Origin of the sequence: Marinobacter subterrani (genome assembly GCF_001045555.1) — a bacterium.
In the GTDB taxonomy this organism is placed as follows: domain Bacteria; phylum Pseudomonadota; class Gammaproteobacteria; order Pseudomonadales; family Oleiphilaceae; genus Marinobacter; species Marinobacter subterrani.
In genome coordinates this window covers 1,463,912-1,487,481 of the sequence record NZ_LFBU01000001.1, presented here as the reverse complement: position 1 = coordinate 1,487,481, position 23,570 = coordinate 1,463,912, and the positions used below count along the sequence as shown (strand labels likewise).

The 23,570-nt window shown below is 59.2% G+C and carries 21 protein-coding genes; 16 read left to right on the top strand and 5 right to left on the bottom strand.

The features are described 5' to 3' along the window. Window positions 1-2 precede the first annotated feature (2 nt). The 5 genes from thrC to ung all read left to right on the top strand — a co-directional run bounded on the left by thrC (window position 3) and on the right by ung (window position 7,022). Window positions 3-1,403, top strand: a complete 1,401-nt coding sequence (gene thrC / locus msub_RS06845) for a threonine synthase (RefSeq protein ID WP_048495325.1) — start codon at window positions 3-5, stop codon at window positions 1,401-1,403. Window positions 1,404-1,409: 6 nt separating this feature from the next. Then, window positions 1,410-3,143, top strand: coding sequence for a single-stranded-DNA-specific exonuclease RecJ (gene recJ / locus msub_RS06840; protein WP_048495324.1), 1,734 nt, complete (start codon window positions 1,410-1,412; stop codon window positions 3,141-3,143). 444 nt (window positions 3,144-3,587) lie between these two features. Continuing rightward, window positions 3,588-4,683, top strand: a protein-coding gene (gene prfB, locus msub_RS06835; protein ID WP_156182727.1) for a peptide chain release factor 2 whose coding sequence is annotated in 2 segments (ribosomal slippage) — window positions 3,588-3,659 and window positions 3,661-4,683 — 1,095 coding nt in all. Because the reading frame shifts where the segments join, the coding sequence is not laid out codon by codon here. A gap of 53 nt (window positions 4,684-4,736) precedes the next feature. Continuing rightward, the gene (gene lysS / locus msub_RS06830) at window positions 4,737-6,272 is read left to right on the top strand and encodes a lysine--tRNA ligase (RefSeq protein WP_048495322.1); all 1,536 of its coding nucleotides are present in this window, start codon (window positions 4,737-4,739) and stop codon (window positions 6,270-6,272) included. A 3-nt stretch (window positions 6,273-6,275) separates the two neighbouring features. Next, complete coding sequence (gene ung / locus msub_RS06825) at window positions 6,276-7,022, top strand: uracil-DNA glycosylase (protein WP_048495321.1); 747 nt, start codon at window positions 6,276-6,278, stop codon at window positions 7,020-7,022. A 175-nt stretch (window positions 7,023-7,197) separates the two neighbouring features. On the opposite strand, the gene msub_RS06820 is transcribed toward ung, so the two are convergent. From msub_RS06820 to nadB, 5 genes are all read right to left on the bottom strand, one after another. Beyond that, window positions 7,198-8,031, bottom strand: coding sequence for an HDOD domain-containing protein (locus msub_RS06820; protein ID WP_048495320.1), 834 nt, complete (start codon window positions 8,029-8,031; stop codon window positions 7,198-7,200). Between the two features lie 125 nt (window positions 8,032-8,156). Then, a complete protein-coding gene (gene ygfZ / locus msub_RS06815) occupies window positions 8,157-9,152 on the bottom strand; it encodes a CAF17-like 4Fe-4S cluster assembly/insertion protein YgfZ (RefSeq protein WP_048495319.1) in 996 nt (331 codons plus the stop codon). A 21-nt stretch (window positions 9,153-9,173) separates the two neighbouring features. Beyond that, a complete protein-coding gene (locus tag msub_RS06810) occupies window positions 9,174-9,638 on the bottom strand; it encodes a hypothetical protein (RefSeq protein WP_048495318.1) in 465 nt (154 codons plus the stop codon). Further along, window positions 9,622-9,894, bottom strand: coding sequence for an FAD assembly factor SdhE (locus tag msub_RS06805; protein WP_048495317.1), 273 nt, complete (start codon window positions 9,892-9,894; stop codon window positions 9,622-9,624). The genes msub_RS06810 and msub_RS06805 overlap by 17 nt, the downstream gene beginning before the upstream one ends. A gap of 40 nt (window positions 9,895-9,934) precedes the next feature. Then, entirely contained in the window at window positions 9,935-11,539 is a 1,605-nt protein-coding gene (nadB, locus tag msub_RS06800) for an L-aspartate oxidase (RefSeq protein WP_197083796.1), read from the bottom strand. Window positions 11,540-11,673: 134 nt separating this feature from the next. Between nadB and rpoE the strand changes: the two genes are divergently transcribed. The 11 genes from rpoE (at window position 11,674) to era (ending at window position 23,565) form a co-directional block, all read left to right on the top strand. Next, a complete protein-coding gene (gene rpoE, locus msub_RS06795; protein WP_048495315.1) occupies window positions 11,674-12,360 on the top strand; it encodes an RNA polymerase sigma factor RpoE in 687 nt (228 codons plus the stop codon). A gap of 15 nt (window positions 12,361-12,375) precedes the next feature. Beyond that, complete coding sequence (locus msub_RS06790; RefSeq protein WP_048495314.1) at window positions 12,376-12,936, top strand: sigma-E factor negative regulatory protein; 561 nt, start codon at window positions 12,376-12,378, stop codon at window positions 12,934-12,936. A gap of 14 nt (window positions 12,937-12,950) precedes the next feature. Continuing rightward, window positions 12,951-13,970, top strand: coding sequence for a MucB/RseB C-terminal domain-containing protein (locus msub_RS06785; protein WP_197083795.1), 1,020 nt, complete (start codon window positions 12,951-12,953; stop codon window positions 13,968-13,970). After that, window positions 13,967-14,416 carry a SoxR reducing system RseC family protein gene (locus tag msub_RS06780; RefSeq protein WP_048495313.1) on the top strand — a complete coding sequence of 150 codons (450 nt, stop codon included), beginning with the start codon at window positions 13,967-13,969 and terminating at the stop codon, window positions 14,414-14,416. The genes msub_RS06785 and msub_RS06780 overlap by 4 nt, the downstream gene beginning before the upstream one ends. A 133-nt stretch (window positions 14,417-14,549) precedes the next feature. Further along, window positions 14,550-15,971 carry a DegQ family serine endoprotease gene (locus tag msub_RS06775; RefSeq protein WP_048495312.1) on the top strand — a complete coding sequence of 474 codons (1,422 nt, stop codon included), beginning with the start codon at window positions 14,550-14,552 and terminating at the stop codon, window positions 15,969-15,971. Window positions 15,972-16,099: 128 nt separating this feature from the next. Continuing rightward, a complete protein-coding gene (locus tag msub_RS06770; RefSeq protein WP_048495311.1) occupies window positions 16,100-18,826 on the top strand; it encodes a bifunctional diguanylate cyclase/phosphodiesterase in 2,727 nt (908 codons plus the stop codon). A gap of 104 nt (window positions 18,827-18,930) precedes the next feature. Next, the gene (lepA, locus tag msub_RS06765; protein WP_048495310.1) at window positions 18,931-20,733 is read left to right on the top strand and encodes a translation elongation factor 4; all 1,803 of its coding nucleotides are present in this window, start codon (window positions 18,931-18,933) and stop codon (window positions 20,731-20,733) included. A 12-nt stretch (window positions 20,734-20,745) separates the two neighbouring features. After that, entirely contained in the window at window positions 20,746-21,546 is an 801-nt protein-coding gene (lepB, locus tag msub_RS06760) for a signal peptidase I (RefSeq protein WP_048495309.1), read from the top strand. Window positions 21,547-21,572: 26 nt separating this feature from the next. Next, window positions 21,573-21,962 (top strand): DUF4845 domain-containing protein, encoded by a 390-nt coding sequence (locus tag msub_RS06755; RefSeq protein WP_048495308.1) that lies wholly within the window; start codon window positions 21,573-21,575, stop codon window positions 21,960-21,962. Then, window positions 21,959-22,648, top strand: coding sequence for a ribonuclease III (gene rnc / locus msub_RS06750; protein ID WP_048495307.1), 690 nt, complete (start codon window positions 21,959-21,961; stop codon window positions 22,646-22,648). Before msub_RS06755 ends, rnc begins: the two co-directional genes overlap by 4 nt. After that, entirely contained in the window at window positions 22,648-23,565 is a 918-nt protein-coding gene (gene era / locus msub_RS06745) for a GTPase Era (protein ID WP_048495306.1), read from the top strand. Before rnc ends, era begins: the two co-directional genes overlap by 1 nt. Window positions 23,566-23,570: the final 5 nt, after the last annotated feature.

The window sequence follows — 23,570 nt, the reverse complement described above, 5'->3', positions numbered from 1 at the left end:
ACGTGAGATACATCAGTACGCGGGGCGAAGCGCCCGCACTGGGCTTTGAAGACGTTTTGCTGACCGGGCTGGCCACAGACGGCGGCCTCTACGTTCCCGAATCCCTGCCGCACTTCAGTCTGGAAGAAATCCGGAGCTGGCGCGGGCTCTCGTACAGCGAGCTGGCCTTCAATGTCATGCACCCGTTTGTCGATGACGCGATTCCTGCGGAGGATTTCCGCAGGATGCTGGATGAAACCTACGCCGTATTCGCCCACAAGGCTGTTGCACCGCTGGTGCAGCTCGACACCAACGAGTGGGTGATGGAGCTATTCCGGGGGCCTACCCTGGCGTTCAAGGATTTTGCCTTACAGTTGCTGGGCCGTTTGCTGGATTACGTGCTGGAGAAACGCCAGCAGCACGTGGTCATCATGGGCGCGACCTCCGGTGACACCGGCTCGGCGGCCATCGAAGGCTGCCGTCGTTGTGAACATGTCGACATCTTCATCCTGCACCCCTACCAACGGGTGTCGGAGGTCCAGCGCCGGCAGATGACCACCGTTCAGGGTGACAACATTCACAACATCGCCGTGCGTGGCAATTTTGATGACTGCCAGCGCATGGTGAAGGAAAGCTTCGGCAATCAGTCCTTCCTGGGCGGCAAAACCCAACTGGCGGCGGTGAATTCCATCAACTGGGCGCGGATCATGGCCCAGATTGTTTACTACTTCCACGCCTCCCTTGCCCTTGGCGGGCCGGATCGGAGCATGGCGTTCTCGGTTCCCACCGGTAACTTCGGCGATATCTTCGCCGGCTACCTGGCGAAGAAAATGGGTCTGCCGATTTCCCAGCTGGTCATCGCCACCAACCGGAATGACATTCTTCACCGGTTCATGAGCGGCAATAAATACGAACAGCACCAGCTCGAGCACACGCTGTCGCCGAGTATGGATATCATGGTGTCCAGCAACTTCGAGCGCCTGCTGTTTGATCTGCATGGCCGTGACGGGCTGGCGGTGAAGACCCTGTTGGAGAAGGCTTCGAAAGGTCCGGTCAGCATTGAAGATTACCGCTGGAAGCACGCCCGCAAACTGTTCGACAGCGACGCGGTGGATGACAAGACCACCTGCGATACCATCCGCGAGATTTACCAGCAGAACGAGTACCTGCTGGACCCTCACACTGCGATTGGTGTTCACGCCGCGCGTAACTGCCGCCGGGATCCGGCCGTGCCGATGATTACCCTGGGTACCGCCCATCCAGCCAAGTTCCCGGACGCCGTTGCGGAATCCGGCCTGAGTGTGAAACCGCCGCTGCCGGCCCACATGGCGGACCTGTTCGAGCGGGAAGAACGCTACACGGTGCTGGACAACAACATCGCCGGCGTTCAGGAATTTATCGCCAAGAACTGGAAAAATACCTGATCCGGTATGACGCCAAAAAAGATCCTGCGTCGCCCCCAGCCCCAAACCAACCCGGACTGGGGGCACAACCTGCCTTCCTTGCTGCGTCGCCTCTACGCCGCCCGTGGCGTCACCTCCGATGAGCAACTGAGTTATACCCTCAAACACCTGGCTTCGCCGCTGTCCCTGCGTGGCATTGATCGCGCCGTAGAACTGCTTGCCGAGGCCATTGACCGGCAGCAGCGGGTTCTGGTGCTGGGTGACTTTGACGCCGATGGCGCCACCAGTACCGTAGTGGCCATGCTTGGCCTTTCGATGCTTGGTTTGCAAAGTATCGATTTTCGCGTGCCCAGCCGGTTTGCCGACGGTTACGGCCTGACTCCGGGAATCATTGAGCGCCTGCGTGACGAGGGGCAGCTCCCGGACCTGATGGTCACTGTCGATAATGGCATATCCGCCATTGAAGGCGTCAGGGCCGCCAAAGAGCTCGGTGTGAAAGTGGTAGTGACGGATCACCACCTGGCAGGTGAAGAACTGCCGGATGCCGATGCCATCGTTAACCCCAATCAGCCGGGTTGTCCCTTTCTGAGCAAGAATGCCGCCGGCGTTGGCGTCATGTTTTACGTCCTCACGGCCTTGCGCAAGCGGCTTCGGGAAACCAGCCGCCTGCCTAATCCGGAACCGAATCTGGGCAGTCTGCTCGACCTGGTGGCACTGGGAACCGTCGCCGATGTCGTACCGCTGGACCACAACAACCGGATCTTCGTAGAGCAGGGCCTGCGCCGAATCCGCCAGGGCGAGGCCCGCCCCGGTATCCTTGCGCTGTTGGAAGTCGCTGGCCGGGATCATGCCGCCATCAGCTCAACTGACCTCGGGTTTGTCGTTGGTCCCCGGCTGAATGCGGCCGGTCGCCTGGATGACATGAGTATCGGTATAGCCTGCCTGCTGGCCGACAGCCCGGACGAAGCCCGCCGTCTGGCCCGGGAACTGGATACCTTCAACCGGGAACGCCGGACCATCGAAAAAGACATGAAAGCCCAGGCACAGGATTTGCTGGCCTCCATGTCGCTGGACCTTGACGGCCTGCCCTGGGGTCTGGCCCTGTTTGATCCCGACTGGCATCAGGGGGTCATCGGTATCCTTGCTGCCAGGATTCGAGAGCAGACCCACAGGCCGACCATCGCCTTTGCCCCCGACGACAACGGCGAAGACATCAAGGGTTCCGCCCGTTCCATCCCTGGCTTGCATATCCGGGATGTGCTGGCCGTGGTCGATGCCCGGCATCCTGGCATGATGAAGAAATTCGGTGGCCACGCCATGGCGGCGGGCATGACCCTCGCCAAAGCCGATCTGGATGCCTTCTCCGAGGCTTTCGATCGCGCCGTTCGCGACACTTTGTCGGCCGAAGATCTGGAAGCCGCGATCACCACCGACGGGCCCCTGGGACCAAACGAGCTTTCCCTCGATACCGCTGCGCTGCTCAAACGGGCCGGGCCCTGGGGGCAGCATTTCCCTGAGCCGCTGTTCGACGGTGAGTTCCGTGTGGTGAGCCAGCGAATTGTCGGCGAGAACCATCTTAAACTGGTTCTTCAACCGGTCGAAGGCGGCGGAATTATCGACGGCATAGCCTTCAACACCGGTCCGGAAGTGCCTGATTACACCCGCACCGGGGCCCGGGTGGTTTACAAGCCGGATGCCAATACCTTCCGTGGCCGGACCAATCTGCAGTTGCTTGTGGATTACCTGGAGCCGCTCTCTTAATTCCTTGGGCCGGCTAGTCCTGGTGGCTGGCCGCGAGCCGGGGGTGCTTTTTCTTCTGGGAAAAGAACTCGCTGCGCTCAGACACCTTTTCCCGGCAGAAAAAGCACCCCCGGCCCCCGGCCGATCAGGCTATGTTGAGAAAGAGGGCAATAGGTAACGCCGCGTGTGCATTCCAGCCCACCTGTCGTGGCGGCCAGCAGAGAGGTCTCTCGGCTACGTGGTGGGGAGCACTTTTCTGCAGTAAAAAGGTGTCTGAGCGAAGCGAGTTCTTTTTACGAAAGAAAAGTGCTCCCCTCCGCGTAGCCAGCCCCCAGCCCAGCAAGCTCATAAGTCACAGTCAGGACTAGCCCGCTGCGGAAACCCGCAGGCTGATTTACGGAAGGATTTCCGGTAGAATCCCGCCTCTGTTTTTACTCTCCATTTTCAAGAGCGAGTAAGGGTTTCATGGAAATCAATCCCATTGTGACGAAGATTAAAGAGCTTCGTGAGCGCACCGAAGCGCTCAGGGGGTATCTTTGACTACGATCAGCGTAGCGAACGACTGGTCGAAGTAGAGCGGGAACTGGAACAGCCCACGGTCTGGGATGATCCGGATAGGGCCCAGGCCCTGGGCAAAGAGCGGGCCGACCTCGAGCTGATCGTCAAAACGATCGACAACCTCACCTCCGGGCTGGAAGACGCCGAAGGTCTGCTGGATATTGCCGCGGAAGAAGAGGATGAAGGCACGGTCGCCGAGATCGAATCCGACCTGGAAAGCCTGGATAAAGAGCTCGAGAAGCTCGAATTCCGCCGCATGTTCTCCGGCGAAATGGACGCCAACAATGCCTACCTGGACATCCAGGCCGGCTCCGGCGGCACCGAAGCCCAGGACTGGGCCAACATGCTCCTGCGCATGTATCTGCGCTGGGCCGAGCGCCGTGGTTTCAAGGCCGAGATTGTCGAGCTGATGGAAGGCGAAGTGGCCGGCATCAAGAGTGCCACCATTCACATCCAGGGCGACTACGCCTATGGCTGGCTGCGGACGGAAACCGGCGTTCACCGCCTGGTGCGTAAATCGCCGTTCGATTCCGGCAATCGCCGCCATACGTCATTCTCCTCGGTGTTCGTATCGCCGGAAGTGGACGACAGCTTCGAGATTGAAATCAATCCGGCGGATCTGCGGGTGGATGTCTACCGTGCCTCCGGCGCTGGCGGTCAGCATGTTAACCGGACCGAATCTGCGGTGCGTCTGACTCACAATCCCACGGGTATTGTTGTGGCCTGTCAGGCTGGCCGAAGCCAGCACCAGAACAAGGACCAGGCCATGAAACAGCTGAAGGCGAAGCTGTTTGAGCGTGAGATGCAGGAGCGTAACGCCGAGAAACAGAAGGCCGAGGATGCCAAGGCCGACATCGGCTGGGGCAGTCAGATCCGCTCCTACGTGCTGGATGACAGCCGTATCAAGGATCTGCGCACCAAGGTGGAAACCAGCAACACCCAGTCGGTGCTGGACGGTGACATTGACAAGTTCATCGAAGCCAGCCTGAAGATGGCGCTGTAACCAGCGCCTTCGCCACGCTAACCCGGACAACCCCCGATTTCTAGTGAGCCAAAATGACTGATCAAACTCAGAATGCCGCACAGCATGACGACAACAAGCTGATTGCCGAGCGTCGCGCCAAGCTGTCAGAAATGCGCGAGCAGGGCAGCGCCTTCCCGAACGACTTCCGTCGTGACGCCACCGCCGCCGAATTGCAGGCGAAATACGGTGACAAGAGCAAGGAAGAGCTGGCCGACATGGGTATCCAGGTGGCGATTGCTGGCCGCATGATGCTCGATCGCAAGGCATTCAAGGTGGTTCAGGACATGACCGGCCGGATCCAGATATACGCGTCCAAGGATGTCCAGAAAGACACCAAACACTGGGATCTGGGTGACATCGTGGGGGTCCGCGGCACACTGTCCAAGTCCGGGAAGGGCGATCTGTATGTAACCATGGATGAGTACGTGATGCTCACCAAGTCACTGCGCCCGCTCCCGGAAAAGCACAAGGGCCTGACCGATACCGAAGCCCGCTACCGGCACCGCTATGTGGACCTGATGGTCAACGAGGACAGCCGCCGGGTATTCTATGCCCGCTCGAAAATCATCAGTGCCATGCGCCAGTACTTCACCGACCGGGACTTCATGGAAGTGGAAACCCCGATGCTGCAGGTGATCCCCGGCGGCGCGACTGCGCGGCCGTTCGTGACCCATCACAATGCCCTGGGCATCGACATGTACCTGCGCATTGCACCGGAACTGTTCCTCAAGCGCCTTGTAGTGGGTGGCTTTGAGCGGGTGTTCGAAATCAACCGGAATTTCCGCAACGAGGGGCTTTCGACCCGTCACAATCCGGAATTCACCATGGTCGAGTTCTACCAGGCCTACGCGGATTACAACGACCTGATGGATCTGACCGAAGACATGCTGCGCACCATCACGCAGAAAGTACTGGGCAGCACCACGGTTGTGAATACACGCACCCTGGCGGATGGCAGCGAAGAAACCGTCGAATACGATTTCGGCAAGACCTTCGAGCGCCTGACCGTGGTCGACGCCATCCTGCGCTACAACCCGGACATCAAGCCTGCACAGCTTACGGACGACGCCAGTGCCCGCCAGGTTGCAAAAGATCTGGGTATCCACTTGAAGGATGGCTGGGGCCTGGGCAAGGTCCAGATCGAGATCTTCGAGGCGACGGCCGAGCACCGCCTGATGCAGCCTACGTTTATCACCGAATACCCGAAAGAAGTGTCGCCCCTGGCCCGCTGCAAGGACAGCAACCCGTTCGTTACCGAACGCTTCGAGTTCTTCGTGGGCGGTCGCGAGATCGCCAACGGCTTCTCCGAGCTGAACGACGCCGAAGACCAGGCAGAGCGCTTCCAGGCCCAGGTTGCCGAGAAAGACGCCGGTGACGACGAGGCCATGTTCTACGACGAAGACTACGTGATGGCCCTGGAATACGGCCTGCCGCCCACCGCCGGTGAAGGCATCGGAATCGATCGGCTGGCCATGCTGCTGACCAACTCAGCGTCAATTAGAGACGTCATCCTGTTCCCGGCCATGCGCCCGGAGCACAAACCCGACGGCCGGAAAGACGAGGCCTGATCCATGCACCCGGTTGAGGTACTGGCCAACCAGCTCAGGCCCGACCGGGGCTGGCACAAACATCTCTCGGAAGAATTCCGCCAGCCCTACATGCAGAGCCTGGCGGAATTCCTGGCCGCCGAGGAGCAGGCCGGCAAAGTCCTGTTCCCGGCCAGTCATCACTGCTTCAACGCCCTCAACAGCACGCCGCTGGATAACGTGAGGGTGGTCATTCTCGGGCAAGACCCCTACCACGGCCCCGGCCAGGCCCACGGCCTGTGCTTCTCCGTGCGCCCGAACGTGGCCGTTCCACCCTCGCTGGTGAACATCTTCAAGGAAATCCAGGACGACCTGGGCATCGCCCCACCGGACCACGGCTGCCTGCAACCCTGGGCCGAACAGGGCGTGTTGCTGCTCAACAGCGTCCTCACCGTCGTCCAGGGCCAGGCCGGCGCCCACCAGGGCAAAGGCTGGGAAACCTTCACCGACAAGGTCATCGAAACCATCAATCGCGAACGGGAAGGCGTGGTATTCCTGCTCTGGGGCAGCTACGCCAAAAAGAAAGGCCAGCACATCGACCGCTCCAAGCACCTGGTCCTCGACGGCCCCCACCCCTCGCCATTGAGCGCTTACCGGGGCTTCTTCGGGTGCAAGCACTTTTCAAAAGCGAACGACTGGTTACTGCAGCAGGGAAAGCCCACGGTTAACTGGGAACTGCCGTCAAAAGAAGCGCTGCTTGACCGGTATGGAAAGGTATCCCAAAAGGCCTGAAGCTGGCCGGTATGAAAAGGCAGGGGGCGCCTCAGAGCCAGGATCGGTGTGGGGGTGGTCAGTCTTTCCCGACAGGAAAAGCTGTCTGAGCGAAGCGAGTTCTTTTCCCGAGGGAAAGACTGACCACCTCCGCGCCAGCCCCCAAAAGTGAGGGGCCAAGGGGCCGGGGCGGGTATTACTTAAGCAGTGCCATCGCCGCTTCCATCTGGGCGTTCAGATCCTCTTCCTCGCTCATGTCGATATTCGGATCCAGCCCAAGACGATCAAAGGCCGAAATCTTCGTCCAGTCCATCTCGGTCCACGGATGCTCCGAGCCGGCAACCAGTTGCAGATTCGCAATCATCACCAGATCCGCATAATCCGCTGATGGGACCTCACGATCAAAGTTGGCGTATTCCAGCGGCACATTCTGGAGATCCGCCGGAAAATCCCATTTCTTGAGGATGGTTGCCCCGATCTTCGGGTGCAGCTCTTCAATGACATTGTCCAGCATGATGCTGCTGATCTGGATGTCCTGGTCCTCCACATAACGCAGAATCGGCAGAACACCAATCAAGTGAACCAGGCCTGCCAGAGTCGCCTGATCCGGCTTGAGCTTGGTGTAGTGCTGGGCCAGCACATGGCACACACCCGCAACTTCGGTGCTGGTCTGCCAGGTGGCGCGCATCCGCTTGTCAATCATGTCTGAGGTGGCCTGGAACATCTGCTCCATTGCCAGGCCCATTGCCAGGTTACTGGTGTAGGCCATGCCGAGGCGACTCACCGCCATGTTGAGATTCTCTATCGCACGGCTGCCACGGAACAGTGGGCTGTTGCACACCCGGATAATGCGGGCGGAAAGCGCGGTGTCATTACTGATCACCTTCACCAGGTCGACAATCGCCGAATCTTCAGACTGTGCGATGTCCCGCACCTGCAGGGCGACTTCCGGAAGCGTGGGAAGCACCAGCTTGTCATTTTCGATGGCGGCATTCAGGTCGACTTTAATGGTTTCAACAATATTCGACATGGTCAGTCATGGTCCACGTGTTGGTTCCGGATACCCGTTACAAAGCTTGGCGGTTACCCAAGAAAATCAAATATATGAGCTACTGCATAGCAAAATAGCAAATTCTTCGGCATTTGCCTGTCAACTTATGTATCTGATTGTGGGCTTTTTTCCCTCTCGGGTACTGTGTAGGGCAGGGGCATTGGCACAAGGACAGTGTCGGGCTGCCCCTCCGGACGGAGGCTTTCTTTGGCCGCATCATGGCGGACCACGGCCAGCAGTTCACAGCGGCCGTCGCGAAATTCGACGGCGTTGACGACCTCACCAACCGAACGATCGCCGGCCAGTAACGCGCTGCCGGGTGCGGGGACTGGCCCGGCTTGCTCAATCCGGAACCGGAACAGGCTCTTTTTCAGTTGGCCGAGAAAGTGCATCCGGGCAATCACTTCCTGACCGGTGTAACAGCCTTTCCTGAAGTGAACCCCACCCAGGTGTTGCCAGTTCAACATCTGGGGTACGAAGGACGCCTGCGTGGCGGCCGTGAGGGATGCCACGCCGGCAGCTATCTCGGAGGCGTACCAGTCTGCGGCCGGCAACTGAGTTGCGGTCTCGAGGCCGGCCTCATTCCCCGACGTCTGCCAGAATTCGAAACGGGGCGTACCCTCGGCAGTCGGCTCTGCTCTCACCAGGAATCCGGCAGCCAGTGCGAGCGAATCCCCGGGGTCTTTCAGTGTGTCCATGGGCGCTCCCGCGAGCGCCCGGGCGGCTTCCTCTCCGAGAAGGCCGATAAGGCTCACTTGCGGATCCACCTCCATTGAGGTGCCCCGGAACAGCATCAGGTATTTGCGCAAATGGGCGAGAGTATCCTCAGCCAGGGCGGCGGGGAGTTCCATCAGGATATCGTCGCCATCCCTGATCATGCGTGTCAGGCAGTAGGCCCGGCCCTTGGGCGTGGACGCTGCGGCCCTGGGCGAGCGGTCCGAGGTGACTTCGCTCAGGTTCTGGCTGAACTGGCCCTGGAGAAACTTGTCGGTGCCCGGGCCGCTGATACGGACTATCACCCGGTCGTTCAGGATCGCCCAGCCATTACCGGGCAGCGGAAAGTCTGCAACGATTGCTACAGGCTTGTCTGGGTCAGCCATGGAATGCTCCGGATCGGTACATCATTTGGACGGTAGCCCGGAACGGCCCAGTCTGAGCCACATTCGCAGGCGTCGGAATTCCTCATCAGTAACATTGCCGGGCCTGCCGGCAGACGATGTCAGAAGGATGAGCGTGTATGGCCAGTATCTGGTGCCTTCAGGGCGAAGTTTCAAGAGCGCCAGCCCAGACCAGAGCCGGCTTTCCGCCGACGCAGAGACCGGGATCCGCCGCTTGTCTGAGGTTACCGCGTACAGCTGATCCTGCTGCACAAGCAGGTCGCTGATGGCCCGACGGCCCTTGAGCAGGCCATTGCGCCGGTATTGCAGCAGGCCACCCATTGCGGCGACCGGAATGGCTGCCAGCAGCCAGGCTTTGCCGGCCAGCGCTGCAACCACCAGGAAAACCACCAGCGCCAGCCAGGGTAGAATGGCCAGAACCCCGACCAGCCGGCAGGGTGAGAGTGTCAGCTCAATCCGGTTGGACACGATTGAGGATCAGATCAACTATCCGTTGCAGGTCTGCATCTTGCGGGCGGCTGCGCTGCATGAACCACTCGAACATGTCATTGTCTTCGCAACTGAGGAGCTTTTTGTAGCGGGCCTGGTCGTCGGCGTTCAGGTCCCGGTAGGCTTCTTCCACGAACGGGATCAGCAGGTTGTCGAGCTCCAGCATGCCGCGACGGCTGTGCCACCACAGGCGGTTGTACTCTGTTTTATCGGATGTTGCGGGGGTCTCGGACATAGTCATTACCATTGAATAGAGTGTTTGGGGCCGTGCAGGTTTACGGCGACAGGGTGCGGTAGGTCGTGGGAACCAGCACGGTATCACGGGCCTCATGGAGCAGTCCCGGATAATCCAGCGTGTAGTGCAGTCCGCGGCTTTCCCGGCGCTGGAGCGCCGAGCAGATGATCAGGTCGGAGACGGTCACCAGGTTCCGCAGTTCAAGCAGGTCATTGGTAACCCGGTAATTGTTGTAGAACTCACCGATTTCCGCTGACAGCAGGTCGACCCGATGTTTGGCACGTTGCAGTCGTTTGGTGGTGCGCACAATGCCTACGTAGTCCCACATGAAGTGTCGCAGTTCGTCCCAGTTGTGCGAGATAACCACGTCTTCATCGGAATCGCGAACCTGGCTCTCATCCCAGTCCGGGGCTTCCGGGGACGGCGGGATATCGGATTCACGGCGGGTAATGTCGGCCGCCGCGGCCCGGCCGTAAACCAGGCACTCGAGCAGCGAGTTGCTGGCCATGCGATTGGCTCCGTGAAGGCCGGTGAAGGCCGCCTCGCCCACTACGTAAAGCTGGTTGATATCAGTTCTGGCGCGTTCGTCACTGACAATGCCACCGCAGGTGTAGTGGGCAGCCGGGACCACCGGAATGGGCTCTCTGGTGATATCAATGCCAAAGCCCAGGCACTTCTCGTAAATGGTCGGGAAATGGTGTTTAACAAAGTCCGCCGGTTTATGGCTGATGTCCAGGTACAGATGATCTGCACCCAGCCGCTTCATCTCATGGTCAATGGCCCGGGCAACAATATCCCGCGGGGCCAGTTCGCCGCGGCCGTCAAAGCGATCCATGAACCGGCTGCCATCGGGCAGTTTCAGCAAGCCACCCTCACCGCGCACGGCTTCGGTGATCAGAAAGGACTTGGCGTGGGGATGGTACAGGCAGGTCGGGTGGAACTGGTTGAACTCCATGTTCGCCACCCGGCAGCCGGCGCGCCACGCCATGGCGATCCCGTCTCCGGAGGCGCCATCGGGGTTGGTCGTGTAGCGGTAGGCCTTGGAGGCGCCGCCGGTGGCAATAACGGTGAACCTGGCGCGGAACAACTCCACGTGGTTGTCCTCCAGGTTCAGGATATAGGCGCCGACACAGCGGTTTCCCGGCAGGGACAGTTTCCGGTTGGTGATCAGATCCACCGCCACCCGGCCGGATAGCAGTTCAATGTTGGGCCTGGCACTGGCCTGGGACGTAAGGGTAGTTGAGACCGCATGACCGGTGGCATCGGCGGCGTGAATAATCCGCCGGTGGCTATGGCCACCTTCGCGGGTCAGGTGATACTGGGCATCCTGGTCACGGGTAAAGTCGACACCGGAATCAATCAGCCAGTCTATGCTTTCCCGGGCGTGCTCCACCGTGAACCGGACCGCATCCTCATGGCACAGGCCTGCGCCGGCATTCAGGGTGTCGGTGATGTGATCTTCCGTGGAGTCCTGATCATCCAGAACCGCGGCGATCCCGCCCTGGGCCCAGAGGGTGGCACCGCTGCTGATGTCGGCCTTGCTGACCACGCACACTTTCAGGTGCTCTGGCAGATTGAGGGCAACGGTCAGGCCGGCAGCGCCACTGCCGATAATGAGAACATCGTATTCGTAGGACTGTGGCATCGGGTCGTTATCGCAGGCCATAATGTGGATGTGTATTGAACTAAACTTTACGCTTGCTGTCTATTTGGCCTTAGAGGGTGAGCTGCCTGGCAGGTGGCTTCGCCCGTTTCGTTAACGGACGCCGGACAGCATCAATGACGCAACGAAACTTGGTACAGGCCGGGCAACTGGCCGTGAAATCAGGGAACCCCGGCAACCAGTCCATGACACCTGACACCGACAAGCAGCAGGGAGAAAAATCCGACAGCCAGACGGACCTTCAGTTGGTTCGCAAGGTTCGTCATGGCGATCGCGCCGCCTTTGATCTGTTGGTGGTCAAGTACCAGTCGAGAGTTGCGTCGATCATCAGCCGATACGTTTACGATAGCCAGGAAGTCATGGATCTGACCCAGGAGACCTTCGTCAAGGCCTTCCGGGCGATTGAGCGTTTTCGCGGAGACAGTGCTTTCTACACCTGGCTCTACCGCATTGCGGTGAATACCGCAAAGAATTACCTGGAATCCCGGGGGCGGCGTCCCCAGGGCAGTGCCGATTCCGCCGAGGCGGAGAACTTTGACGACGGCTCCCGGCTTCGCGATACCGCCTCTCCGGAACGGCTGCTCCAGCGCGAGCAGTTGCAGAAGGAGTTGAACAAGGCAATTTCCCAGCTTCCCGAGGAGCTGCGCTCGGCGTTTCTGCTGAGGGAATACGATGGACTCAGCTATGAGGATATTGCCGGGATTCTGGAGTGTCCCATCGGCACCGTTCGTTCACGAATATTCAGGGCCCGGGATGCAGTTGATCGCCATCTAGGCCCTTTGCTCAACCACTCGATCACGTAATTGAGGTTGCATCCCATGGATGATCGTCTCAGAGAAACACTGTCCGCCATGATGGACGACGAAGCTGATGAGCTGTCGGTGCGCCGCCTGCTGTCACACGATCACCAGGACGAGGTTCGGGCGCAATGGCAGCGCTGGCAGGATGTGCGGGATCTTTTGCATGATGGCCACTTGCCGGCCCATGAGGTGGATGTGAGTGTTGCTGTACGTGACCTGCTCGACGGTCGGTCGTCGGTTTCTGACCCCACCATTTCCGTTGAGCCGAAAACCAACGGCCGGCGCTGGCATTGGCCGGTGGCGGCGATGGTTGCCATGGCGTTGCTCGTCGGTTTCGGCGCTGGTGCAGGATGGCGGCCCCTTGGTGCCGGGCCTGTCCAGTCCGTGACTGCATCCGCATCAGAGGTTCCCGCACAGGATCAGCCGGTCAGGGAGATCGCCCTGCAGGGGCTGGATAAAGCACAGTGGGAACACATGAGTCGCTATTTGCTGGAGCACGCGCAGCACAACAGTGTCGGCGCGGGACGGGGCGCTGTTGGCTATGCCCGCCTGGTCAGCGCGAATGGCAGCGGTTACTGAGCATGGGAGTAATTATGCGCAGCCCCCTGAATGCCGTTGCCCGGAGTCGCTCAGTGTCCTTGTGGGTCGTTCTTGTGCTGGCGCTTGCCGGGTCATTGCCTGTAGCAGCCGAGGGAGACGAGGCGGCTGCCTGGCTCAAGCGGCTCGGGCCGGCGCTGAACATGACATCCTACCGTGGCGTGTTCGTCTATGCCCGGGGTGACAGTGTCCATTCAATGCAGATTGCGCATCGCTACCACAAGGGTGTCGTCGAGGAGCGATTGGTGCTGCAGGACGGCGGCAGCGGTGAAATTCTCAGGAAGGGCGTGAACGTGGTCTGTGTGCTTCCCGAAACGGGAGCCATAAAGCTTGATCAGGTCATTCCGCTGGGCCCCTTTGCCGACGCTTTCGCCGGTCAGTGGGTGCCGGTGAGGCGCTGGTATCGCGCCGAGATGAAGGGGGAGGGCCGGGTGGCTGGCTACGATGTCGTCTCGCTCGCCCTGAGCGCCCGGGATTCCTTTCGCTACAGTTACCGGCTTTGGCTCGAAAAGTCGAGCGGGCTTCTTGTCAAGAGCCAGGTGAGCAACGCCGAGGGCGACGTGCTGGAGCATTTCCAGTTCACCAGTCTGCAGATCGGGGGCGATATTCCGGACAGCGAATTTGAAATCCGGACCGAAGGAAGGGAAGTGTCAGGGACACTGAACAGCCCGCCTTCCCGGGCATCGACGGTTCAGCACATGAAAGGCTGGCAGCTTGGCTGGCGACCGGATGGCTTCATGCCGGCTGCCGCCCCTGGCCCGGGTAAGGGGCAGGCCGTTGCGTTTTCCGATGGGCTCGCCGCCTTTTCCGTGTTTGTTGAGCCAGCCGATGAGCTGAATATGCCCACCGGAGCCTCTCGCATCGGCGCCACGACGGTGTACATGCACAAGGTCAGAAAAAGCGGAAGTGCATTTCTTGTCACTGTCGTCGGGGAACTGCCACCGAAAACGGCCCGTCGGGTTGCCGAGTCGGTCCGGATCGAGAACGAGCTGGCGCTCAGGGCGGGTGGATCATGATTGTTGAAACCGGAAAAGTTGTTGCGCTGAAAGGGGACCGGGTCTGGGTCCAGACCATCCGTGCCAGTGCATGCCAGAGCTGTGCCGCCCGCAGTGGTTGCGGGCAGAAAGTGCTGGCGGCCGCGACAGGGGGGCGGGCGAACCAGATTCTGGTGGCGAACACGGTCAGTGCCCGGGTCGGCGATGAAGTTACCATCGGCATCGACGAGCAGGCGCTGCTTGGCGCCTCGTTGATCGTCTATGCCATTCCGCTGCTTCTGATGCTGGTAGCAACGGTGCTTGGCCACCAGCTGTCGGGTGGGCAGGACAGTGGCGCCATGCTGGCGGCAGCCGGGGGGCTTGGCCTGGGTTTTCTGGTTGCCCGAAAACTGCAGGGGCCCGGCAAAACAGGCTACGAACCCCGACTGGTTCGTGTTAACCGGATTCACTCTGAAAACTGTCTATAAATCCTACCGTTTTTTAAGTTGAAAATCGTTGCCTTGACCTGAAAACTGATTGAAGGCTTTGCACTACAGGGGATATTTTATGTCGAGAATAACAGGTGTCACCCAGCAACCCCGGAATCTCCAGTCCGGTGGAATGCTGGCTACTCTGCTGGCTATGCTGCCGGTCCTGGTGCTGGCTGCCTGGAGCCAGGCAGTGGCTGCCCAGGCTTTGCCCGATTTTACCGGGCTGGTTAAGGAAAATGCCGACGCCGTGGTCAACATAAGCACGACCACGATGCCCGAGGCCAGCAATACTCGGGGCATGCCTTTTGACGAGCGCCAGCTCCAACAGATGCCAGAGTTTTTTCAGGACTTTTTCCATGGCCCCAGGTCGCCCTTCGGTGGTGGTGCCCCCGGGCGTGCTCAGCCGCGCCGGTCCATGGGCTCCGGTTTTATTGTGTCCGAGGATGGCTACATACTCACCAACAATCATGTGGTTGAAGGGGCCGACGAAATCATAGTCCGCCTGAATGACCGTCGTGAGCTGCCGGCAACGCTGGTGGGAACAGATCCACGATCCGATATGGCGGTTCTGAAAATCGAGAACGCTGAAGATCTGCCGGTTGTGAAAATTGGCCAGTCGAGCGATCTGGAAGTCGGTGAATGGGTATTTGCCATCGGTTCGCCGTTCGGTTTCGATTACACCGTTACGTCTGGGATTGTCAGCGCCCTGGGCCGCTCGCTGCCCTCCGAAAACTACGTTCCCTTCATCCAGACTGACGTTGCGATAAACCCCGGAAACTCTGGTGGTCCGCTGTTCAACATGGATGGTGAAGTCGTGGGCATCAATTCCCAGATCTATACCCGCTCAGGTGGCTTCATGGGCGTCTCATTTGCCATTCCGATTGACGACGCCATGAACGTTTTCCGCCAGTTGCGCGACAAGGGCTCAGTCTCCCGCGGCTGGCTCGGTGTCCTGATCCAGGAAGTGAATCGCGATCTGGCGGAGTCCTTTGGTCTGGAACGCCCGAGAGGCGCCCTGATTGCCGAGGTCATGCCAGACTCGCCGGCGCAAGAGTCAGGACTGCAGGCCGGCGATATCGTGCTCAGCTATGATGGTGAGCCGATTGAGCTGTCGTCCGATCTGCCGCCGATGGTGGGCCGTACCCCGGTTGGTGAAATGGCTAAACTGAAGGTGCTTCGCGGCGGAGAAGTGATTGAGCTGGGCGTGGAAATTGGGCAATTGCCCGAGGAAGGAGGCCAGCAGGCGGCAGCTCCGTCGGTTGACGGTGGCAGCCCCTCATCCGCGCCTCTGGGTATGGTCGTGGAGCCCCTGCCTGCGGATGCGGCCGATTCGCTCGGTATTGACAGCGGTGTGGTGGTTACCAATGTGGCCCGCGGCGCAGCCTATGAAGCCGGCATCCGGCCGGGCGACGTGATCACTGAAATCAATCGCAAAAAGGTTGATTCCGTTGAAGGCTTCCGTGAGGTGGTGCGGGACCTGCCGGATGGCAAGGCGGTCTCGGTGAGAGTGGTGCGCCAGGGCCGTGCGCTGTATCTGGTGATGAAGCCCTGAACCTCATGCACTGATACCAGGCAGTCCCTGAAAGCCCCTGGGTGTGTGGAAAACGACATATCCGGGGGCTTTTTGTTATACTCGCCGGCACCAATAAGAATGAGTGGTCAAGGAACGGACCAGGATCAATGATGAACACACAGGAACTCTCCCTCCGCCGGCTGCTGGAATTCCGCAATGCCTGGGTTGCGTGGCTGGTATTTGCGGTGGCGGTTGCCGTTACCTTTCTGCTCTGGCAGGTTTCGATCAAGCTGGTTGAAGACCGCACCGAAGCCCGTTTCCGCACCCAGTCGCTGCAGTTGAAATCGGCCATCGCTGAACGCCTCCTGAATTATGAGCAGGTTCTTGCCGGCAGCGCCGGTCTTTTCGCCGTGGCCGGCGATGTGTCCCGGGATGAGTGGCGGGAATACATCGACAAGGTGGATATCAATCGTTACTACCCCGGTATCCAGGGTATTGGCTATGTCCGTCGGATTGGCGTGCGGCAGATGGCCGAGCACATTTCATCGGTTCGGGCCGGGGGCGTTCACAACTATCTGGTGAGACCACTCGGCATCGGACCCTACTACTACCCCATGGTCTATCTGGAACCGGGAACCGAGCGGAACCGGCGCGCCCTGGGCTACGATGCCTTCAGTGATCCGGTTCATCGCCGCGCCATGGAGCGGGCCCGTGACGATGCGGTGCCCACGGTAACCGGGAAAGTCGTACTGGTTCAGGAGGAGCTCGGTGAGGATCAGGCAAGTTTTCTGATGTATTACCCCGTGTATCAGGGCGGCAAGGTACCCGAGATCCGGGCTGAGCGCCGCATGATGCTTGCCGGCTTCGTATTCAGTGCGTTCCGCATGAACAACCTGATTGACGGGATCGTAGGCCTGATATCACCATTCCTCGATGTCCGGATCTACGATGCCGGTGTCGCGGAGCGGCAGAACCTGATGTACGGCTCCAACCTTGGTTCGCTGGATAACGAGTTCAGCTTTGAGATGAGTCAGACCATCAGCCATGGAGGGCGGGAATGGTTGCTGCAGACCCGCTCCACACCGGCGTTCGATTTTCTGGCATCGGATCCCCGACCGCCCATTGTGCTTGGCTCTGGCCTGGTGATCAGTGTGCTGCTGTTCCTGTTCGTGCTGGCGCTGATCCGCTCACGCCTGATGGCCCAGATCGGTGCCGGGCGCTACCGGGCCATTACCGAGGGTGCGGCCAATGTCACGCTGGTGATGGATCGCGCCGGGCAGGCGCTTTATGCCAGTCCGTCCAGTCTCGACATCCTGGGCTTTGAACCGGAACAGGTACAGGCCCTGAACTTTGAAGAACTGGTGCATGGCGACGACTGGCCCCAGTTGCAGAAGGGTTTTGACGATTCCGTGAACACGTCGGGCAAACAGATGCCCGTTATGCGGGTTCGGATTCGCGATGCCGAGGGCCGTTGGAGGGATATGGAGGGCACGTTTACCGATATGCTGTCTGTGCCCGGCGTGGAGGGTGTTGTCCTGAGCCTCCGGGATCTGACCCAGTTGAAAGCGGCCCAGTCTGAACTGCATCGACTGGCGTTCTATGACCCGCTGACAGGGCTGGCAAACCGGCAGCTGTTCCGGGATCGTCTCAACCATGTGGTGAGCCGCAGCCGCCGAAGCGGCGAGCCGGCCGCCCTGATGTTCCTGGATCTGGACGGGTTCAAGCGCATCAATGATACCCTCGGGCATGATTCCGGTGACGAGCTGCTGTGCCAGGTGGCCCAGTGGCTGACAGGCTGTGTCCGGGAGGAGGATTCGGTTGCCCGGCTCGGCGGTGATGAATTTGTCGTGCTGTTGTCGCGGATCGGTGGTCCGGACGATGCCGGCAAGGTGGCAGAAACCATTCTGCGCAGCCTCTGCCAGCGCGTCCGTCTCAATGATCATGAGGTGGGCATAACGGTCAGTATTGGCGTCACCATGATTCCTCATGACAGCGAGGACGCCGGAACCCTGATGAAGTATGCGGATCTGGCCATGTACCGGGCCAAGGAGCTGGGGCGCAACACCTACCAGTTCTTCACACCGGCAATGAATATCAAGGCGGCCCGACGGCTGCTGCAGCAGGAGGAACTGGCAACGGCTCTGGAGGGCGATCGCTTCGTTCTGCATTACCAGCCCAAAATCGACCTGGCCAGCGAGCGGGTGATCGGGGTGGAGGCATTCCTGCGTTGGCACCACCCGGAGAAGGGGCTGGTCTCGGCCCAGCAGTTTATCGGCCTGGCGCAGGAGACAGGGCTGATTGTTCGCCTCGGCGAGATCGCCCTTCGCCAGGCCTGTATCCAGGTTCAGGCCCTTGAACGGGCCGGTTTTGAATCCCTGAAGATGGCGGTGAACCTGTCGGTTGGGCAAATGACCGACTCCGGCTTTCTGGATATGATCCGGAAAGTAATTACCGAGACAGGCGTATCGCCCGAGCGTCTGGAGCTGGAAATGCCGGCCGAGCTGCTCAACGAAGACCCGAGAATGCTGCGCGAGCTGCTGGTTTCGCTGCACGATCTTGGCGTCTGCCTGATTCTCGACGATTTTGGCACCGGATCCTGTTCACTGGTCACCTTGCAGCAGCTGCCGCTCGATGTCATCAAGATTGACCACCGGTTTATTCGCGACATCCCCTACAATGTGGGTGCGACCGACGTTGCTTCGGCGGTTATTGCACTGGCCCGCAAGCTCCATCTCACGGTCGTTGCCGAGGGCGTGGAAACACCGCAGCAGCTGAGTTTCCTGAAATCCCACGGCTGTGCCCAGTGCCAGGGCAACCTGTTCAGTTACCCGCTGGACGAGGATGCCCTGATCGGCTTTCTTATCCGGCAGTACGAAAGGCCGCTGATTTCCTGATCATGGCAATGGCGGCCGGTAACCGGTAAAATCACGCCGTTCCCGGGTCCGGGTAGCGGCCTCTCCGGGCTCAATCCTTCGTCTTAACTGAGTATTCATCGTCTGTGACTGAACTGAGCCGAATCCGTAACTTTTCCATCATCGCCCACATCGACCATGGTAAATCCACACTTGCCGACCGTTTTATCCAGGTCTGCGGTGGCCTGACCGACCGTGAAATGGCTGAACAGGTCCTGGACTCGATGGATCTCGAGCGTGAGCGAGGAATTACCATCAAGGCTCAGAGTGTCACGCTTAATTACAAAGCCCGGGACGGCCAGGTATACAAGCTCAACTTCATTGATACCCCGGGCCATGTGGATTTCTCCTACGAAGTGTCCCGCTCGCTATACGCCTGCGAAGGGGCGTTGCTGGTGGTGGATGCCGGGCAGGGCGTGGAAGCCCAGTCGGTCGCCAACTGCTATACCGCCATTGAGCAGGGTCTGGAAGTGGTGCCCGTCCTCAACAAGATGGATCTGCCTCAGGCCGAGCCGGAGCGGGTCGCGGCGGAGATTGAGGATATCATCGGCATTGAGGCGTCTGACGCCGTGCGCTGCAGTGCCAAGAGCGGCATGGGCGTCGAGGACGTGCTGGAAGACCTGATCAAAAAGATTCCTCCGCCCAAGGGCGATCGCAGCGCGCCTTTGCAGGCACTCATTATCGATTCATGGTTCGATAACTACCTGGGCGTCGTCTCCCTGGTCCGGGTGACCGAAGGTACTCTTAAAAAGGGTGACAAAATCGTCATCAAGTCCACCGGCAAAGCATGGAATGCTGACAAGGTTGGTATTTTCAATCCCAAACCAACCGATACCGACATGCTGGAAGCCGGTGACGTCGGCTTCGTGGTCGCCGGCATCAAGGATATCCATGGCGCGCCGGTAGGCGACACCATTGTGCACCAGAAGTATGCCGCCGAAACGCCGATGTTGCCCGGCTTCAAGAAGGTCAAGCCGCAGGTCTATGCCGGGCTGTTTCCGGTCAGTGCGGACGACTACAACGATTTCCGGGACGCACTGGAGAAGTTGACCCTGAACGACGCCTCCCTGTTCTTCGAGCCTGAGAGCTCGGATGCCCTTGGCTTTGGTTTCCGTTGCGGTTTTCTCGGCATGCTGCATATGGAGATCATCCAGGAGCGGCTGGAACGGGAATACGATATCGACCTGATTACCACCGCCCCGACGGTCATCTATGAAGTGATTACCCGGCAGGGTGAGACGCTGTCGGTGGACAACCCCTCGAGCCTTCCGGATATTGGCTCTATTGAGGAAATGCGGGAGCCGATGGTGGAAGCCAATATCCTGGTACCCCAGGAGCATCTCGGCAACGTGATTGCCCTGTGTGAGGAGAAGCGGGGCGTTCAGAAGAACATGCATTTCATGTCGACCCAGGTTCAGGTGACCTACGAACTGCCAATGGCAGAGGTCGTGATGGACTTTTTTGACCGGATCAAGTCCGCCAGTCGCGGTTTCGCGTCGCTGGATTATCATTTTGTCCGGTTCCAGACCGCCAACCTGGTTCGGCTGGATGTGCTGATTAACTCGGAGCGGGTGGATGCACTGGCGCTGATTGTTCACAAGGAGCAGGCCCACCGCAAGGGGCGTCAGCTGATCGAGAAGATGAAGGAACTGATTCCGCGGCAGATGTTTGATATTGCCATTCAGGCTGCGATCGGGAACCAGGTCGTGTCGCGGGTGACGGTGAAGGCCCTGCGCAAGAATGTGACGGCCAAGTGTTATGGCGGCGACGTCAGCCGCAAGAAGAAACTGCTGCAGAAGCAGAAAGAAGGTAAAAAACGTATGAAGCAGCTGGGTAATGTCGAGGTGCCTCAGGAAGCGTTTCTTGCCGTACTGAAAGTGGATAACTAAAAGGCCCCTTGGATGGATATCAATTTTCCCCTGGTTCTGGTGGTACTGACCTTTGCAACGGGTCTGATCTGGCTGGCGGACAAACTGTTTCTTCGGCCGCGGCGGCTCGCCGCTGCCCGTGATAATGGCACTGGCGTGGATGACGGTTCAGCGGCCGGGACAACAGAACCCAAAGAGCCCTACCTGGTAGATCTTAGTCGCTCCTTTTTTCCGGTGCTGGCCATTGTGCTGGTGTTGCGGTCGTTTCTGGTGGAGCCGTTCCAGATTCCGTCCGGCTCCATGCTGCCAACGCTTGAGGTGGGCGATTTCATACTCGTGAACAAATATGCCTATGGGGTTCGGCTGCCGGTTCTGGGCACAAAGATACTGCCTGTTGACGACCCCCAGCGGGGCGATGTCATGGTGTTCAAGTACCCGAAAGACGGCGAGACCAACTACATCAAACGGGTGATTGGCGAGCCTGGCGACCGCATCCGCTACGAAGACAAGCAGCTCTTTATCAATGGCGAGCTTGTTGACACCCGGTTCATTGCAAGGCTGCCACCCGTGGAGTTACGCCGGGAAGACCTGGGCGAGGTTGAACACGACATCTTCCTGACCATGGGTCGCTCCGGTGACAGTGGTGAAGGTGAGTGGGTGGTGCCCGAGGACCATTATTTTGTCATGGGCGACAACCGGGACAACAGCAACGACAGCCGGTACTGGGGCATGGTCCCCGATGAGCTGGTGGTGGGCAAGGCGTTTGCCATCTGGATGCACTGGAAATCCTTTACCAGTCTGCCATCCTTTGATCGTGTGGGCGGAATCGAGTAACCCGGACTACCTGGAGTGCAGTCACAATGAAGAAAAACAATTTTTCCGGCATGGGCCGTCAGGGCGGTGCCTCGGCACTGATAATGATGGTTATGGTGCTGTTTTTTGGCGGTTTGCTGACCCTGGTGATCAAGCTCGGTCCCGTTTACCTGGACGACATTACCATCCAGGAAGCACTGGAAAGCCTTGATGGTACAGAGGGCCTGTCGAATATGGGGCCGGCGCAGGTTCGCACGCTGATCAACAAGCGGCTCAGTGTGAACAACGTCCGGGGTTTCGATGCCAAGAATATTACCGTTGAGAAGAACGGTGAGTTTGTTGTGATCAAAGTTGATTATGAAGTCCGAAACAACCTGTTCAGCAATGTGGATACGGTGGTTCACTTCAAGCATGAATATGAGATGACAGGCAAGTGAGCTCACAACCGGATCTGGACCAGTTACAGCGTCGCATCGGCTACCAGTTCCGGTCGCCGGAGCGACTTCTGCTGGCGCTTACCCACCGGAGTTACGGGAACCAGAATAACGAGCGCCTTGAGTTTCTGGGCGATTCGATTGTCAACATGGTGATCGCAGAATACCTGTTCCTGCACTTTGAAAAAGCCCGGGAAGGGCAGCTGAGCAGGCTTCGCGCCCGCATGGTAAAGGGGGTTACCCTGGCGGAAATCGGCCGGGAGTTCGAGCTTGGCAATTACCTGCGCCTGGGGTCCGGTGAACTGAAAAGTGGTGGATTCCGGCGGGAGTCGATTCTGGCCGATGCGGTGGAATCCATCATCGGTGCCATCTACCTTGACAGCGATTTCCTCACCTGTCGTGAGCAGGTGCTCCGCTGGTTCGAACACCGTCTGGAGAGCCTGGATCTTCAGGATACCCAGAAAGATCCGAAAACCCGCCTGCAGGAATACCTTCAGTCCCGGCAATTCCCTCTGCCGCGATACGAGGTGATTTCGGTTGATGGTGAGGCCCACAACCAGACGTTTCACGTATCCTGTGCGTTGCCTTCGCTGGACAGAAAGACCACCGGAACCGGCAGCAGCCGCCGTGTGGCCGAGCAGAAGGCCGCCCGTAACGCCCTGAAAGAACTGGGCGTGGAGAACCAGTAATGAACGATATCACCCGTCCGGAGAATCCGGACAGTCGCTGCGGTTTTGTGGCCATCGTGGGCCGCCCGAACGTGGGTAAATCCACGTTGCTGAATCATATTCTCGGGCAGAAGCTGAGTATTACCTCCCGCAAGCCCCAGACTACCCGGCATCAGGTACTCGGTATCAAGACTGTCGGGCCGGTACAGGCGATTTATGTCGATACCCCGGGCATGCATGAAGAAGAGCCACGGGCCCTGAACCGCTATATGAACAAGGCGGCCACATCGGCCCTGATTGACGTGGATGTTGTGGTTTTTGTGGTGGACCAGCTGGCCTGGACTACCGCTGATGAGCTGGTGCTGGAGAAACTCAGCAAACTGACCTGTCCGGTTATCCTGGCGGTCAACAAGGTCGACAAGATCGAGAAGCGGGAAAGCCTGCTGCCCCACCTGGACATGGTCTCGAAAAAACGCGAGTTCGCAGAGATTATTCCGCTTTCAGCCCTCAAGGAAACCAACCTGAAGCCTCTTGAAGAAGCGGTGGGTCGTTTCCTGCCGGAGAGTATCCACTTCTACCCGGATGACCAGATCACCGATCGCAGCGAACGCTTTCTGGCCTCGGAAATTGTCCGGGAAAAGATCACCCGGCAACTGGGGGCAGAGCTGCCGTACTCGGTCGCGGTTGAAATCGAGGAGTTCAAACGCGAGGGCAAAACCCTGCATATCTCTGCGCTTATCCTGGTGGAGCGGGAGGGACAGAAAAAAATCATGATCGGTGACAAGGGCGAGCGGATGCGCCGTATCGGCCAGGAAGCCCGCACCGATATGGAACGTCTGTTCGACAGCAAGATCATGCTCCGGCTCTGGGTGAAGGTAAAGCGTGGCTGGGCAGACAGCGACCGGGCCCTCAAGAGCCTGGGCATGAACGACCTCTGAGGCGG

Bases quoted from the DNA above. Each gene is read 5' to 3' on its own strand.
- nadB (WP_197083796.1), bottom strand. From the start codon at position 11,539: ATGCCACAGTCCTACGAATACGATGTTCTCATTATCGGCAGTGGCGCT.
- msub_RS06785 (WP_197083795.1), top strand. From the start codon at position 12,951: ATGCGCAGCCCCCTGAATGCCGTTGCCCGGAGTCGCTCAGTGTCCTTG.
- lysS (WP_048495322.1), top strand. From the start codon at position 4,737: ATGACTGATCAAACTCAGAATGCCGCACAGCATGACGACAACAAGCTG.
- msub_RS06775 (WP_048495312.1), top strand. From the start codon at position 14,550: ATGCTGGCTACTCTGCTGGCTATGCTGCCGGTCCTGGTGCTGGCTGCC.
- recJ (WP_048495324.1), top strand. From the start codon at position 1,410: ATGACGCCAAAAAAGATCCTGCGTCGCCCCCAGCCCCAAACCAACCCG.
- lepB (WP_048495309.1), top strand. From the start codon at position 20,746: ATGGATATCAATTTTCCCCTGGTTCTGGTGGTACTGACCTTTGCAACG.
- msub_RS06770 (WP_048495311.1), top strand. From the start codon at position 16,100: ATGATGAACACACAGGAACTCTCCCTCCGCCGGCTGCTGGAATTCCGC.
- rpoE (WP_048495315.1), top strand. From the start codon at position 11,674: ATGACGCAACGAAACTTGGTACAGGCCGGGCAACTGGCCGTGAAATCA.
- msub_RS06790 (WP_048495314.1), top strand. From the start codon at position 12,376: ATGGATGATCGTCTCAGAGAAACACTGTCCGCCATGATGGACGACGAA.
- ung (WP_048495321.1), top strand. From the start codon at position 6,276: ATGCACCCGGTTGAGGTACTGGCCAACCAGCTCAGGCCCGACCGGGGC.
- ygfZ (WP_048495319.1), bottom strand. From the start codon at position 9,152: ATGGCTGACCCAGACAAGCCTGTAGCAATCGTTGCAGACTTTCCGCTG.
- msub_RS06755 (WP_048495308.1), top strand. From the start codon at position 21,573: ATGAAGAAAAACAATTTTTCCGGCATGGGCCGTCAGGGCGGTGCCTCG.
- msub_RS06780 (WP_048495313.1), top strand. From the start codon at position 13,967: ATGATTGTTGAAACCGGAAAAGTTGTTGCGCTGAAAGGGGACCGGGTC.
- era (WP_048495306.1), top strand. From the start codon at position 22,648: ATGAACGATATCACCCGTCCGGAGAATCCGGACAGTCGCTGCGGTTTT.
- msub_RS06820 (WP_048495320.1), bottom strand. From the start codon at position 8,031: ATGTCGAATATTGTTGAAACCATTAAAGTCGACCTGAATGCCGCCATC.
- msub_RS06805 (WP_048495317.1), bottom strand. From the start codon at position 9,894: ATGTCCGAGACCCCCGCAACATCCGATAAAACAGAGTACAACCGCCTG.